Here is a 16162-nt window from a genome sequence, read left to right as displayed (position 1 = left end):
ATCGTAAACTACAAATTTTGAGACAGAAAAAAGACTGCCCCTTTTGAGACAGCCTCATTAAAACATAAATAAGATTTGATATTGAGAAGATTATATATGTTTTATAACTTTACTTTTTTAGCGGTCACTTTTCCATCATTCTGAACGATCTGTACCAGATAAATTCCAGATTCCATAGTATTGGATTCAAACTCAGGTTTATTGACCTCCAGATTCTCAATCAGAGCACCCGAAATACTGTAGATAGTTACATTTTTAATATCTTTTTTAGCCCTAACCAGAATATGACGGTTTTGTGTAATTATTTCAGGACTGTCATCTGATTTTACATCACCAATTTGTTTATTGAACTGAAGACTATAAAACTGAGTGATGACTTCAAAGGTATAGTTTTGATTATCAGTATTATTCAGGTTGATTCCGTTATCTTTAATATATTCTTCACGGGAAACTGTTTTGACCAGGTTTTTATTTTCATCAAAAATATTGATCAATGATAACTCGTCCTGATTGATCTTTAAACTTAGAATATTATGATTGCCGGATCTTACAATCTCATTTTCAGTAACTTGTTTTGGCGTGTTTTTTATATAAGGAATTAATTTAGTCGCATTATTTTCAGCTATTTTTAATAAATAAACACCATCCTGTAAAGAAGATAAATTATTGTTAACCATAGTTTTATGGCTTGAATTTTCTTGATTGAAATCTGTAATTTCAACCAGTTCCATATCCTTAAGTTCAGGTTTTATCTGGGAGCGGAATAGTGTACTGGTCTTGGGTTGATTATTTTCAGCTTGTTTGGAAGTCAGAATGGCCCATTCATTAAAAATTCCACCACTTCTCAGGGTGTTAAACTTAGCATTAGAAGCCAGAACAAAAGGAACAATTCCGCCTACGTGGCCCACCGGTCCCCAGTAAAAAGATTCAAGCTTATATTTACCAAGATCCCACCATGGGTAATAACCTCTTTGAACATCTATTGTTTTTGAAGTATTTTCCGGGTGAATGGCCAGATCTACAGTTGCATGGCCTAATGTCATCGGAGTTTTATTATACCAGTCGTAGACATCACTTGCCCTGAGGCATTGTCTTAATTTATTGTTATTATTATGGGTCACATCGTTTACAAAATTTGTTGTGAAAAGCTTTCTCCAGATCAGTGGCCCCCACAATAATCCGCCATTATCCTGAGTGACATGATAGTTGTATTGGTCAAGATATTCCGCTGAAATCACCTCAGAAATATCATTGGTATAAGTTTTATAGCCAATATTATTGCAGGTATTCACCACATTGGCAAGGAACGATGTAAACGGATATACTTCTTTTTCTATAACTCCTTTTTGAAGAGTAACCCCTGAAAAATCATATGGCCCGTCACCCATATAAGCATATTTAAATTTTAAATTGCCGGGATTTGAAATATTTAATTTCTTCAAAGTAGACATAGCCGCGTGAGCTCCCTGGGAATATCCTGCCAAAAAATATTCATCATAACGTTTTATATTCAACTGGGATAAAACCTTATTGGCGGCTGTTACAAAATCAATGGTTGCGGAAGCCTCGGTAGGATAGTGCACATACGGATGAATGCCTTCACCGGTTCCCATCCCTACATAATCAGGAGCCATTAAAATATAACCGTTTAAAACATAGGATAATTCAACAACAAAACCTGCCGTTAAAGCTCCTTTTAAATTGGATGGTACATTATTTCTGCTATCTGTAGTACCGTGATCTGAAACTACCGTAGACAGTTTGTAATTGACATTCGGGTACATGATAAGCCCTGTGGCTTTTACCAGTGTATTATTTTCATTTTTAGTGTAATAGGTGATTTTGTAGGCTTTTAAACCGATGTTGAAGCCATTAAGGTAGCTGACAAACTCGGGAGGGCTTTGATCACCCAGGCCATTGGCTATGAAATTAGCCACACCTTGCGGAGTCAGATCTAATTTCTGTTCAATACCGGCAACATCACCTGCCTGCTGTGCATAGTAAAATGGTGCAATAAGCCCTAATAAAAAGAAAGTAATTTTTTTCATATTGATATTTTAAGCTTCGATTAAGTTATATGTTTTTAATAAATCGCTCAAAATATTATCGACTCAATAATTATTCATTGAATACAAATTCCCCGGAATGTGACTAAAATAAAAGCCTGGTCGATTTGACCAGGCTCTTTTATCTAAAAATTATTTTTTTAAAATGCGTTGATACCGGTAATATCCATTCCTGTAATCAGCAAATGTACATCATGAGTTCCTTCATAGGTAATCACAGATTCAAGATTTGCAGCGTGTCTCATCATCGGGAATTCACCCATGATACCCATTCCGCCAAGAATCTGACGGGATTCTCTTGCAATCTCAATAGCCATTTTCACATTGTTTCTTTTGGCCATTGAGATTTGTGCAGGGGAAGCTTTATGATCATTCTTCAGACTTCCTAACTGCAGGCAAAGCAACTGAGCCTTAGTAATTTCAGTTAAAAACTCTGCTAACTTTTTCTGTTGCAATTGGTATGATCCGATAGGTTTTCCAAACTGTTTTCTTTCTTTAGAATATTGAACAGCAGTACAGTAGCAGTCAATTGCCGCTCCGATCACGCCCCATGAAATTCCATATCTTGCAGAATTAAGACAGGAAAGCGGGCCTTTTAATCCTGTAACACCCGGAAGTAGGTTTTCTTTCGGAACTTTTACATTATTAAATACTAATTCTCCTGTTTTAGAAGCTCTTAAGCTCCATTTATTGTGGGTTTCCGGAGTGGTGAAGCCTTCCATACCTCTTTCAACGATCAGTCCCTGAATTTTTCCCTCTTCATTTTTAGCCCAAACTACAGCGATATTGCATAATGGTGAATTGGTGATCCACATTTTGGCGCCGTTCAGAAGATAATGGTCACCCATATCTTTGAAGTTGGTTTCCATAGAACCGGGGTCAGAACCATGATTAGGCTCAGTTAACCCGAAAGATCCGATCATTTCACCGGAAGCCAGTTGCGGAAGATATTTTCTTTTTTGTTCTTCAGATCCGAATTCATTGATTGGAAACATTACTAAAGAACTCTGAACTGAAGCTGCGGAACGTACTGCCGAATCTCCTCTTTCCAATTCCTGCATGATAAGACCGTAAGAGATCTGATCTAATCCGGAACCTCCGTACTCAACCGGAATGTATGGGCCTAAAGCTCCAATTTTTCCCAATTCTTTCATCAAGCCAGGTAAATCTGTATGATTTTGTGCTGCCTGATCGATCTGGGGCATTACAAAACTTTCTACCCAGTCTCTTATTGATTGACGAATCAGTTTGTGTTCTTCAGTAAGTAAGGCATCAATTCCGTAATAGTCTGGGATGCTTGTAAGAGGATAATATGACATGTTTTTTTGTTTGCTTAAAAATAAGACTTTTCATCATTTCAGAGAAATTTTTTTTGAACAGGCTTATTTAGATATTAATATTTGATATTCAGATTTTTAATGGATTGTGATAAAGGAGAGACCCTATTTTATTCTTGCCGGTATATATGGTCTTCTTATTCAATTTTACGGTTTTTTAAGCTTCATCCTCTTCGTTTGAAATAGGGTATTGATGAACGGAATTATGAACCTTATTTTTAAATTTATACAGATAAGGCGCTTTATTTGCTGAACCATCATATAACTTTTCTAATCTGTCTAAGATGTTCAAACTGAGTATTTTACGTTGGAAATTATTCCTTCTGAATTTTTGCCCGAGAATGGTCTCGTATAAAGACTGTAGGTCTTTCATGGTGAATTTTACAGGAAGCAGGTTGCTGGCTGCAACTTCGGTATTGATGTTCATTCTGAGGTGCTCAAGGCCGGTTTCTATTACCCTGTCATGATCAAAAGCCATTTTGGGAAGTTTATTTACTTCAAACCATTCACAGGTTTCATTGAAAGCGTCCGGAAATGTATTGGCAAGGGAAAAATCAATAAGGCTGCAATAACCTACCGTAACGAATCTCTGAAAGATCCAGTGATCTTTGGGTACTTCAATGCCTTTATTTTCAAGCAGGATCTGGTGTACATTGTTTTCCGTACGGTCTATTCTCCCGAAAGTATGGAACTGTTTCAGAAATATATCTTTAAGGTGTGTCCTTTCGTACAATACACGTTCTGCAGCTTCACGAAGATCTTCGTCATTAAAGACAAAACCTCCGGGAAGCGACCAAAGGTCTAAATCGTGGTATTTTAGCAGTAAAATTTTCAGAATATTATCATGAAAACCGAAAATTGTGCAGTCTACAGAAATATGGGCCACAAAATCTTTTGTGTCAATCAGCTCCTGAAGCGTTTCTTTGTTTTTTGAGTCCTTGATTTTCATGATGGTAAAAATAAAATTATTTTCAATATCTTGTTTTAACAAGTCTAAAATAAATTAAACTTACTGTAAAAAGAACTATTACAGTAACTAAAATATATACCGGATAAAAATTTAATAATTGATTACCAAATAGTAATGACATGATGATTGAACTTACCGAACTTCCCAGTGATGAAAAAATGACAATAAGTGAAGTAAAAAGATTGGTTTTTTCTTTATCAATCTGTGCGATCATTTTTGAATTAATCACCGGATAGAGGGGGGACAAAAAGAAACCGACCACCGGAAACAGAAATAACAGCGATTTTGAATCATCCGACTGAAAATACTGTATTCCCAAAATGATGCATAAAACCAAAATAATGCCCGACAGACAGAAAATATAATATTTCGATAATGGAAATCTGCGGATAATATTGGCGGTAACCATTCGCCCGATATAAGAAAAGAGCGCTAAAAAGGAAGTAGCCTGAAGAGAGAAAAAGGAATTTACTTTCAAATGGTTTTTGTAAAAAGAAGGCAGCCAGGAATTAAAACTCTGCTCTACAAAAACAATAGAAAAAATGACTGCCAGAAAAACAATAACTGAAGGGCTGATAAAGCCGGACAGGTCGGAAATAATATTGTCTTTATGATAATCTTTCTCAGGTTCAGCTATTTTCAGTTTTGAGAATAAAAAAATGGCGATCATTGATAACAGGGAAATACATAAAAAACCGAATTTCCAGAACTCTGAATATTGACTGGATATCAGCCAACCGAAGCCGGTATTGACGACAAAAATCCCGATCATAAATGATGCTTCCACACTACTCATAGTCTGGGCAAGTGATTTCTCGTCTGATATATTATTTCTGATAATCCCGAACACACAGATTTTACCAATGGCAAAACAGGTCCCGATAATCGCGAACCATAATTTATAAAACCAGAACACTTTTACAAAAGGTAAAATAAAGGAACAAATCCCAACAATGGTTAACGCAAAAATCAAAGCTTTTTTGGTTCCGGTGCGGCTGATAAAATTGACAGCAAAAAGTGAAATAAAAGCAATCGGCAAATCTTTAAAAGATTCCAAAAGGCCCAGTTTTTCATAAGTGATTTTTGCTTCCGAAAGCTGAAGAATTATAATCCCCATGCAGTTCAGTACCATTGAAAAAATAAGGAAGGTAAGTTTTAATGGAAGTGAAATATTTGGAAGTTTGACGTTCATTTCGGGGATTGATTTTATTAAGATTTTATAATTTTTTATGAAAATTTAGCTTTAAATAAAGCCTTTCAACCCCAAAAATAAACGAAAAATTAAAATAATTATTAATATAATGTTAACTATTTAAAAAAAAATATATTTTTATTGTCTCAATTTGAGAATTAAAAAACTAACTGTATATGAATGTAAAAATATCAAGAAGTCTGGGAGTGGTTGCTGTACTTTATTTTACAGCGAATTTCAATGCCCAACAAAGGGTCAATGACACAATTCCGAAAGAGCAAAAAATTGAAGAAGTTGTGATGATTGGTTATGGTACTCAAAAGAAGAGTAATGTGACCGGAGCGATATCAAGTATCAAGGCTTCGGATCTGGAGGATGTTCCGACTGGCAGACCTGAACAGGTTCTGCAAGGCAGGGCAGCTGGTGTTTCTGTAATTTCAAACTCTGGTCAGCCAGGATCTGCGGCAACGATCAGGGTTCGTGGTATTACCAGCTTTGGGGCAGGAAGTAATGATCCGTTATGGGTTGTTGATGGGATTGTAGTTGATAATATTGAATGGCTGAACCAAGCTGATATTGAAAGCATGGAAATCTTAAAAGATGGTGCATCTGCTGCTATTTATGGGGTTTCTGCTGCAAAAGGGGTGATTTTGATTACTACAAAAAAAGGAGCAAAAGGAAGACTAAATCTTTCGTATAACGGATTTTTTGGTGTAGGAACCGCAGCACGTCAATTAGATTTGTTGAATGCTACACAGTATGCCACAATAATGAATGAAGCAAGTGCAAATGATGGGAATGCTCCTATATTTGCTAATCCTTCGTCATACGGAGTGGGAACCGACTGGCAAAAACAAATTTTCAACAGTGCCCAACGACAATCTCATGAGTTCAGCATTAGTGGGGGGAATGACAAATCTACCTACTATACCTCTTTCGGATATTATGATCAGGAAGGTATCGTATTGAGAGATATTTCCAATTATAAAAGAATTAATGCGAGATTAAACTCAACTCATAAGATCTTTGATTTTTTAACCGTGGGACAAACTTTTGCCTATACTCACAAAAGATCTGCAGGAATTAATGCAAATGGAGAATTCGGGGGACCCTTAAGTTCTGCAGTGAATTTAGATCCAATTACTCCGGTTACGGTGAACAGCATTTCGCAGCAACCTTTTCCAAGTGATTATACCAACCCGTATATTGTGAGAGATCCTAATGGAAATCCTTATGGTATTTCTCATTATGTGAATCAGGAAATGTCTAACCCGTTAGCTTTTCAACAAACTCAGCTGGGAAGATATAACTGGGGTGATGATTTTGTAGGGAATGTATTTGCAGATTTAAAGTTTTTAAATCATTTTAATTTTAAAACTACTTTAAACGGTAAACTTTCTTATTGGGGAAATCAAGGATTTACACCTTTATTTTATTTAAGTCCGTCATTTAAAAATGATACATTCAACAGCTTATTCAGACAAACGGATAAAAAATTTGAATGGAGTACAGAGAACACTGTAACCTATCAAAATAAATTTGGAAATCATAATTTAAGTGTATTGTTAGGACAAGGTTATTATGAGTATAACATTTCATCGGGTCAGAATGTAACGTATACCAACCTTCCTGTAAATAATTGGGAAGATGCATCCTTTAATTTTGAAATTCCGCAGAGTAACAGAAGTACGAATGCATGGGATGGAAAAGAAACGCATAAAACCTCTTATTTTGCCAGAGTAGTATATGATTATGAAAACAAATACCTTTTCACAGGAACTATTCGTAGAGATGGGTCTTCAAAATTTGCAAAAGCAAACCATTGGGGTAACTTCCCTGCAATGTCTCTGGGATGGAATATTTCTAATGAAAATTTCTGGCCAGAGAATAATGTGGTTAACAGCCTTAAACTGAGAGGAGGATATGGTGTTTTAGGGAATGATGCTATTGATGATTTCCAGTTTGCCAACTTCCTGATCCCGGGTAGCAATTATTCTTTCGGGGATAATAACATCCACATCGGTTATGCACCAAGTACACTTGAAAATCCGGATTTGAAATGGGAAAGAACTTCTCAGTTAAACATTGCAGCAGATCTTAAATTATTCAGAAATTTTGATTTGACTGTGGATGTTTACAGAAAGAAAACTTCAGACATTTTAAGAAGAGTGAATATTCCTGGATACCTTGGGTTGATAAATAATCCCTGGAGAAACATCGGGGATATGAATAACGATGGGGTTGAAGTAAGTTTAGGGTACAAAAAGAATTGGGGAGACTTCGGAATTTCTGCCAACGGTAACTTCGGATATCTTAAAAATAGAATTACAAGATTGGAAGATAATAAAGTATACGAAAATTTTGCATCTTTCCAATCTATGGGTAATGTTTCAAGATTACAGATAGATTACCCTTATGGTTCTTTCTTTGGATACCAGAATTTGGGTATTTTCCAGAATCAGGCTGAAATTGATGCTTATAAAAATGCTAACGGAGGTTTAATTCAAGCCAATGCAAAACCTGGAGATTTTAAAAGACTTGATGCGAATGGCGATGGTAAGATTGATGAGAATGACTACGTTTATTTAGGGAATTCGGTTCCAAAATATACATTCGGATTCACACTGAATATGAATTATAAGAACTTTGATATCATGGTATTTGCTCAAGGTCAGGCAGGTAACAAAATATTCCAGGGTTTAAGAAGATTGGATATGCAGTATGCCAATTACCAGACGGCGATTCTTGATCGTTGGACCGGAGAAGGAACTTCTACCACAACCCCAAGGGTTACGATGAATGATCCAAACCAAAACTTTACCAGAATGTCAGATTATTATTTACAGGATGGAAGTTACTTACGTTTAAAATTGGTTTCAATAGGATATACATTACCTAAAAATATTTCCCAGACCTTTGGGGCAAGTAAAGTAAGATTCTATGTTACAGGTGAAAACCTTGTTACCTTTACAAAATACACAGGCTATGATCCTGAGATTGCAGGTGGGGATACTTTTGGTATTGACAGAGCTTATTATCCACAGGCAAGAACTTTCCTTTTCGGTGCTAATGTTCAATTTTAATTAAAAGAAAAAATGAAAAATAAAAGATTTATCTATAAAAGTGTAGCTGTTTTATTATTGGCAGGAATCAGTTTTGGTGCTGTATCCTGTAATAACAGTAATTTGGAAGATGTAAAAAATACCGGGACATTTGATACGGAAAATTATTTTAAAAATGAAGAGCAGGCATTTAGTGGTTTAGTTGCTACATATGATCTTCTCAGAAAATATTCTGGAGGATTCGAAAATACAGTGACTTTTTTTAATGCAGCCTCAGATGACTGTTACTCGGGAGGCGGAAGTTCTACAGACGGTGCCGGGATTCAAGGATTTGCAAATTATAGTATTAATCCGATCATTATGCCTGCCAGCTACTGGAGAGATTATTATCAGGGAATTGCAAGAGCAAATCTTTTATTGGAAAGAATCCCAAATGCAGAAATGAATGATCAGACCAGAAAAAGGTTTGTTGCGGAAGCTAAAGTTTTAAGATCATTATACTATTTTGAATTATTAAGGATGTTCGGAAATATCCCTTTAATTTTAAAACCTGTACAGTACAATGATGATTATTACAATATTCCACAGGCTACGCCTACAGTTGTTTATACTCAGATAGAATCTGACATAGTGGCTTCCATTGGAGATCTTCCAATGACGACAACAGGAGGGGAAGTGGGAAGAATCACCCAAGGTACAGCCCGTGCTATTTTAGGGAAGATTTATCTTTATGACAAGAAAAAAACTGAGGCGGCTGCCCAGTTTGAAATGGTAAATGGAACTCCCGGAGGTACAAGCCAGTATGGATATAAATTAGTTGATGATTATAAAACACTTTGGCAGATTGATAATAAATTTACTTCAGAGTCAATTCTTGAGGTAATGAGCACAAACAAAGGAAATTCTGACTGGAGTTTCTGGGGAACAGGAAAAGATGAAGGTAACTCTATTTGTGTGATGGTAGCAATCAGATCATATGGAGTGAAAGATCTCAGCCCTATAGTAAATGATGCCCCAAAGATTTTCTCAGGTTGGTCATTTAACCCTATTACAGAAAGTTTATTCAGTTTTATGCAGGGTGACCCTCGTCTTAACTCTACAATTTTCAATGCTAAACAGTTGGTGCAGGATGGTAAGATCACGTATTCACCTGCTTATAAAGACACTGGTTATTTCTTAAATAAATATTTACCCAGAACTACGGATGTTTCTACTTTACCGGGAGCACCTGAATTAAATTTCCGTCAGAATTATATTGCAATCAGATTGGCTGATACTTACCTGATGGAAGCAGAAGCTCTTAATGGTACAGGAGCAAGAGCTCAGGCTTTACTGGATGCTGTAAGAGCGAGAGTAGGTTTGGCATCGGTTCCGGTTTCTATGCAAGCCATTAAAGATGAAAGAAGAAGAGAGTTGGCCGGTGAAGGACACAGATGGTTTGATCTGGTAAGATGGGGAGATGCACCCGCAGTGCTAGGATCAAGAGGATTTGTTGCTGGTAAGAATGAAATTCTGCCGATTCCTTTCAATGAGTTAACAAATACTGCCTTACATCAAAACCCTGGCTATTAAAACATGAAGTTTCACAGTTTATATAGTTTCTTTTTAAAAAGTACCGCACTACTTGGTGGTGTGGTACTTTTACCTTTATCATCATGTAAATCACGAGTGGTAAATCATGTAAATGAAGTTCAGATCTGGCTGACTAAAGGTGATGAAAGTGTGAAATTACAGCAACAGACATCCATCGTTTTTGTAAATAATTCCGGGAACGGTCAGAATATTGAAATTGATGATGCTCAAAAGTTTCAATATGTTGATGGTTTTGGATATACATTGACAGGAGGGAGTGTTGAAGTGATCAACAGGCTTTCCCCATCCAAAAGAAAAGCCTTATTAAAAGAACTTTTCGGGAATAATAAAAATTCGATTTCAGTAAGCTATCTGAGACTGAGTATTGGTGCCTCAGATCTTGACGGGGAAGTATTTTCTTATGATGACCTTCCAGAAGGTCAGACAGATGCTTCATTATCTCGTTTCAGCCTGGCAAAAGATAAAAATCTGATTGCTATGCTAAAAGAGATTTTAACGATCAATCAGGATATTAAAATCATTGCTGCTCCGTGGTCTGCACCGGTGTGGATGAAAGATAACGGAAAATCAAAAGGCGGAAGCTTAAAGCCCGAGTATTACGGAACATACGCCAATTATTTTGTGAAATATATTCAGGAAATGAAAAAGGAAGGAATAATGGTTGATGCTATTACTCCTCAGAATGAACCTCTGCATCCCGGAAATAACCCGAGTCTGTATATGGCATCTAATCAACAAGGGGATTTTATTAAAAACCATTTGGGACCTGCTTTCAAGTCTAATGGAATAAAAACCAAGATTGTAGTTTACGACCATAATTGTAATAAACCTGAATATGTAACCAATATCTTAAGTGATCCGGAAGCTTACCAATATGTGGATGGTTCGGCATTTCATTTATATGAAGGAGACATTTCAGCTTTAAGTACTGTTCACAATGCTTATCCGGATAAAAATTTATATTTTACAGAGCAGTGGACCGGGGCTAAGGGTAATTTTAATGAAGATCTGAACTGGCATGCTAAAAATGTAATCATCGGTTCCATGAGAAACTGGAGTAAGATCGCTTTAGAATGGAATCTGGCTAATGATCCTCAATACAAGCCACATACGGATGGAGGCTGTACAGAATGTAAAGGAGCAATTACCGTTTCGGACAGTGAAAATTTTACGAGAAATGTTTCCTATTATATTATTGCACATGCTTCAAAATTCATTCCTGCCAATTCACAGAGAATAGCATCAACACAAACTGATAACCTTTCTACGGCAGCTTTTCAAACACCTGCCGGTAAAACAGTGTTAATTGTGCAAAATAATAGTAAAACAGTAGAAAAATTTTCTATTTTATATCATCAGAAATCAGCGGCTGTAGTTATCTCAGGAAACTCGGTAGCTACCTGTATTTTCTAAATTATCATTATGAAAAAGATTTGTTTCTTATTAATATGCTCGGCATTCGGAATCAATGCTTACGGACAGAAAACTATTGACCAGAAAGTTTCAGAACTTTTGTCTAAAATGACCCTGGAAGAAAAAGTAGGACAATTGGTTCAGTACAGCGGTTTTGAATATGCTACCGGACCTCAGAATTCCAATTCTGCAACGGTTTTGGAAGAAATAAAAAGCGGAAAAGTAGGCTCTATGCTGAATGTGGCCGGTGTGGAAGAAACCAGGTCTTTTCAGAAGCTGGCTTTACAGTCCAGATTAAAAATTCCATTGCTCTTCGGCCAGGATGTCATTCACGGTTACAGAACAACATTTCCTGTAAACCTGGGGCAGGCAGCAAGCTGGGATTTAGGGTTGATTGAAAAATCAGAAAGAATTGCAGCAACAGAAGCCTCTGCTTATGGGATTCACTGGACGTTTGCCCCAATGGTAGATATTGCAAGAGATCCGAGATGGGGCAGGGTAATGGAAGGTTCCGGGGAAGATACCTATCTGGGAACACAGATTGGCCTGGCAAGAATCAAAGGGTTTCAGGGAAAAGGCCTTGGAAATATTGATGCGATTATGGCCTGTGCAAAACACTTTGCAGCGTATGGGGCAGCAGTTGGTGGGAGAGACTATAATTCCGTGGATATGAGTTTAAGACAATTAAACGAAACATATCTTCCTCCTTTCAAAGCAGCAGCAGAAGCAGGAGTAGCCACATTTATGAATTCTTTCAATGATATCAACGGAGTTCCTGCAACAGCCAATACCTATATCCTCAGAGACCTGTTAAAAGGCAAATGGAATTACAAGGGGTTTGTGGTTTCAGACTGGGGAAGTATCGGTGAAATGACCTATCATGGTTATACCAAAGATAAAACGGAAGCCGCTCAAAAAGCGATCCTGGCAGGAAGTGATATGGATATGGAAAGCCGTGTGTATATGGCGGAGCTTCCAAAGCTGGTAAAAGAAGGAAAGGTGGATCCGAAATTCATTGATGAGGCTGCAAGAAGAATTTTAACCAAGAAATTTGAAATGGGATTGTTTGATGATCCGTACAGGTTCAGTGATGATAAAAGACAGAAAGACCAGACCAACAACCAGGAAAACAGAAAATTCGGAAGGGAATTCGGCTCAAAAAGTATGGTCTTATTAAAAAACCAAAAGAATATTCTACCGATTTCAAAATCTACAAAAACCGTAGCGCTGATCGGGCCTTTCGGAAAGGAAACGGTAGCCAATCATGGTTTCTGGGCAGTAGGTTTTAAAGATGACAGTCAGAGAATTGTTTCCCAGTTTGACGGGATCAGAAATCAACTGGATCAAAATTCAGCCTTATTATATGCAAAAGGATGTAATGTAGATGATCAGGACAGATCCATGTTTGCAGAAGCAGTGGAAACGGCTAAAAAAGCAGATGTTGTGATCATGACATTGGGGGAAGGGCATGCAATGAGCGGGGAAGCCAAAAGCCGGAGCAATATCCATTTTTCAGGTGTTCAGGAAGATTTATTAAAAGAAATTGCCAAAACGGGAAAGCCGATTGTATTAATGATCAATGCAGGAAGACCTCTTGTTTTTGACTGGGCAGCAGATAACATTCCAACGATTATGTATACGTGGTGGCTGGGAACTGAAGCCGGGAATTCGATTGCAGACGTTCTTTTCGGAAAGGTGAACCCGGGCGGAAAACTTCCTATGACTTTCCCGAGGACTGAAGGCCAGATTCCTGTTTACTACAATCATTACAATACGGGAAGGCCTGCAAAAACCAATACGGAAAGAAATTATGTTTCAGCCTATATCGATCTTGATAATGATCCTAAGTTTCCGTTTGGTTATGGATTAAGCTATACACAGTTTAAATATTCAGATATGATATTGAGTTCGGCTGATCTTAAAGGAAACCAGACCTTAAATATTAAAGTAAATATTTCCAATACCGGGAATTACGATGGAGAAGAAGTAGTACAGCTTTATATCAGGGATCTCTTTGGAAAAGTGGTAAGACCTGTAAAAGAACTCAAAGGTTTTCAGAAAATATTCCTTAAAAAAGGAGAAACCAAAATTGTAAGCTTTAACCTTACCCCCGAGAATTTAAAATTCTATGATGATGCATTGAATTACGATTGGGAAGGAGGTGAATTTGATATTATGGTCGGAACAAACTCTCAGGATGTTCAGACAAAAAGAATCAGTTGGATTAAATAGTTAAATCTTTATAAGCAGGCTAAAACCTGCTTTTGAAGGTAAAGGGCACTGGTTTCAACTAAAATTAACAGACAATTATCATTTATGAAAATCAAAATCCAAAATATTTTTCACTTAATTATAGGCGGAGTTTTCATTTTTTCTGTTTCGGATTGTGCATCAAATAAACCGGATCCGGGGAGGAAATTGATCTGGAATGATGAATTTAATTATAATGGACTTCCGGATTCTTCAAAATGGAATTACGATGTAGGCGGAGATGGCTATGGAAATAATGAAGCCCAGTTTTATACAAAAAACCGTATGGAAAATGCCAGAGTGGAAAAAGGAAATCTTGTAATCGAAGCGAAAAAAGAAAACTGGGAGAAAAACAAATATACTTCTGCCAGGCTTTTAACCAGAGGGAAATTTTCTTTTCAGTACGGAACTGTAGAAGTACGGGCAAAACTTCCTAAAGGCCGTGGAACCTGGCCCGCTATCTGGATGATGAGTGAAAATATGAAAAAGTGGCCGGACGATGGCGAACTGGATATTATGGAGCATGTAGGCTTCAACCAGGGGTATATTCATGCGTCGGTTCATATGAAGAAATACAACCATATTATGGGAACCCAGAAAACAGATACTTTAATTGTGAATGATGCCAGTGAAAAGTTTCATGTCTACAAAGCCGACTGGACCCCGGAAAAGATAGATGTTTACATTGATGATAAAAAATTTTTCACCTATGTCAATGCAGAAAAAACTTATGAGGCATGGCCTTTTGATCAGCCGTATTTTATCATTTTAAACCTTGCGGTTGGTGGTTTCTGGGGTGGAAAAGAAGGAATTGATGATTCCATTTTCCCTCAGAAGTATTATATAGATTATGTAAGGGTTTATCAGAATAAATAATGAAGTGAGATGCCAATTCTAAAAAAATGTAAGAAAGAATGAAAAAAATAATTGTAAGTTGTTTTTTTATAAGCGTTGCGGGCAATGCGAATGCTCAGAATTACTGGAAAAAAAATGCAGGGAAAACGGCACGGGTAATTCTTACCAATTCTACAACCAATGAAAAGCTGGCAGATAAAGGAACTGTAAAATTTGAAAAGTTTGCACAGCCTAAGGAGAATGAAGCGTGTATTTTTGTCGATCCAGATTTTAAATACCAAAAGCTGATTGGTATAGGCGGAGCTGTTACAGATGCTGCTGCTGAAACTTTTTATAAGCTGCCGAAAGCTAAACAGAAGGAAATCATTGATGCCTATTATGGCAAAAACGGATTAGGATATACCATTGTCCGTACCAATATGAATTCCTGTGACTTCTCAAGCGATTCTTATACCTATGTAGAAGATAATGACACTTCATTGAAGTCATTTTCATTGGCACACGATGAAAAGTATAAAATTCCGATGATTAAAGAAGCTCAGAAATCAATTGGGAGCAGTTTTAAATTATATTTTTCCCCGTGGAGTCCACCGGCCTGGATGAAATCCAACAAAGATATGCTGAAAGGAGGCAGACTGGAAAATCAATATTACCAGACCTGGGCAAATTATTATATTAAATTTATTCAGGAATATGAAAAGCAAGGATTAAATATATGGGGATTGACCGTTCAAAACGAGCCGATGGCCACGCAAACATGGGAATCATGCCTTTATACGGCTGAAGAAGAAGGAAATTTTCTTAAAAATAATTTAGGCCCTACTTTATGGAAAAACGGCTATAAAGATAAAAAGATTATGATCTGGGATCACAACAGGGACCTGATGTTTCAAAGGGCAACGACGACGTTAAGTGATCCTGAAACATCAAAATATGCTTCCGGAATCGGTTATCACTGGTATGAAGTATGGCACAACAAAACCCAGCTGTTTGATAATGTCATAGAAACCTACAGGGCATTCCCTGATAAATTTTTAGCTTTTACGGAAGGCTGTAAAGAAGTATTTAAGATGTCCGGGATTGAGGATGTAAAGTTAGGGGAGTTATACGGAAAAAATATGATCAATGATTTCAACAGAGGAACAGCTTTATGGACAGACTGGAATGTACTGCTGGATGAAACCGGAGGCCCCAACCATGTTGGAAATTTCTGTTTTGCCCCGATCATCGGTGATACCAAAACCGGAGAAGTACATTATACGTATGAATATTATTATATAGGACATCTTTCAAAATATATAAAACCGAATGCCCACAGAGTAGCAAGCTCTACCAATGAATCAGGCCTTCTTTCCACATCATTTATGAATGAAAACGGACAGCTGGTAACGGTGATTATGAATGATTCGGATCATGATACCGAA

The 16162-nt window shown here is 37.0% G+C and carries 10 protein-coding genes; 6 read left to right on the top strand and 4 right to left on the bottom strand.

The genetic code is table 11. The annotated features are described in order from the left end of the window. Positions 1-101 precede the first annotated feature (101 nt). From PMI13_RS16645 to PMI13_RS16630, 4 genes are all read right to left on the bottom strand, one after another. Positions 102-2048, bottom strand: a complete 1947-nt coding sequence (locus tag PMI13_RS16645) for a T9SS type A sorting domain-containing protein (protein WP_007845856.1) — start codon at positions 2046-2048, stop codon at positions 102-104. A gap of 158 nt (positions 2049-2206) precedes the next feature. Next, positions 2207-3385, bottom strand: coding sequence for an acyl-CoA dehydrogenase family protein (locus tag PMI13_RS16640; protein WP_007845854.1), 1179 nt, complete (start codon positions 3383-3385; stop codon positions 2207-2209). A 175-nt stretch (positions 3386-3560) separates the two neighbouring features. Next, positions 3561-4352 (bottom strand): NUDIX hydrolase, encoded by a 792-nt coding sequence (locus PMI13_RS16635; RefSeq protein ID WP_051957087.1) that lies wholly within the window; start codon positions 4350-4352, stop codon positions 3561-3563. 22 nt (positions 4353-4374) lie between these two features. Beyond that, positions 4375-5565, bottom strand: coding sequence for an MFS transporter (locus PMI13_RS16630; RefSeq protein WP_007845850.1), 1191 nt, complete (start codon positions 5563-5565; stop codon positions 4375-4377). Between the two features lie 176 nt (positions 5566-5741). Between PMI13_RS16630 and PMI13_RS16625 the strand changes: the two genes are divergently transcribed. The 6 genes from PMI13_RS16625 to PMI13_RS16600 form a co-directional block, all read left to right on the top strand. Further along, entirely contained in the window at positions 5742-8648 is a 2907-nt protein-coding gene (locus PMI13_RS16625) for a SusC/RagA family TonB-linked outer membrane protein (protein ID WP_007845848.1), read from the top strand. A gap of 12 nt (positions 8649-8660) precedes the next feature. Further along, positions 8661-10199 carry a RagB/SusD family nutrient uptake outer membrane protein gene (locus PMI13_RS16620; protein WP_007845846.1) on the top strand — a complete coding sequence of 513 codons (1539 nt, stop codon included), beginning with the start codon at positions 8661-8663 and terminating at the stop codon, positions 10197-10199. A 3-nt stretch (positions 10200-10202) separates the two neighbouring features. Then, positions 10203-11633, top strand: coding sequence for a glycoside hydrolase family 30 protein (locus PMI13_RS16615; RefSeq protein ID WP_007845844.1), 1431 nt, complete (start codon positions 10203-10205; stop codon positions 11631-11633). 9 nt (positions 11634-11642) lie between these two features. After that, positions 11643-13865: a beta-glucosidase BglX gene (bglX, locus tag PMI13_RS16610; RefSeq protein WP_007845842.1), complete on the top strand. Its 2223-nt coding sequence runs from the start codon at positions 11643-11645 to the stop codon at positions 13863-13865. A gap of 84 nt (positions 13866-13949) precedes the next feature. Next, positions 13950-14759 carry a glycoside hydrolase family 16 protein gene (locus PMI13_RS16605; protein ID WP_007845839.1) on the top strand — a complete coding sequence of 270 codons (810 nt, stop codon included), beginning with the start codon at positions 13950-13952 and terminating at the stop codon, positions 14757-14759. A gap of 38 nt (positions 14760-14797) precedes the next feature. Further along, a partial coding sequence (locus tag PMI13_RS16600; RefSeq protein WP_007845837.1) for a glycoside hydrolase family 30 protein occupies positions 14798-16162 on the top strand: 1365 nt, incomplete at its 3' end.

This window comes from Chryseobacterium populi, assembly GCF_000282115.1.
Classification (GTDB): Bacteria; Bacteroidota; Bacteroidia; order Flavobacteriales; family Weeksellaceae; genus Chryseobacterium; species Chryseobacterium populi.
Note: the sequence above shows the minus strand (reverse complement) of the source record. Positions and strands in the feature narration are given on the sequence as shown.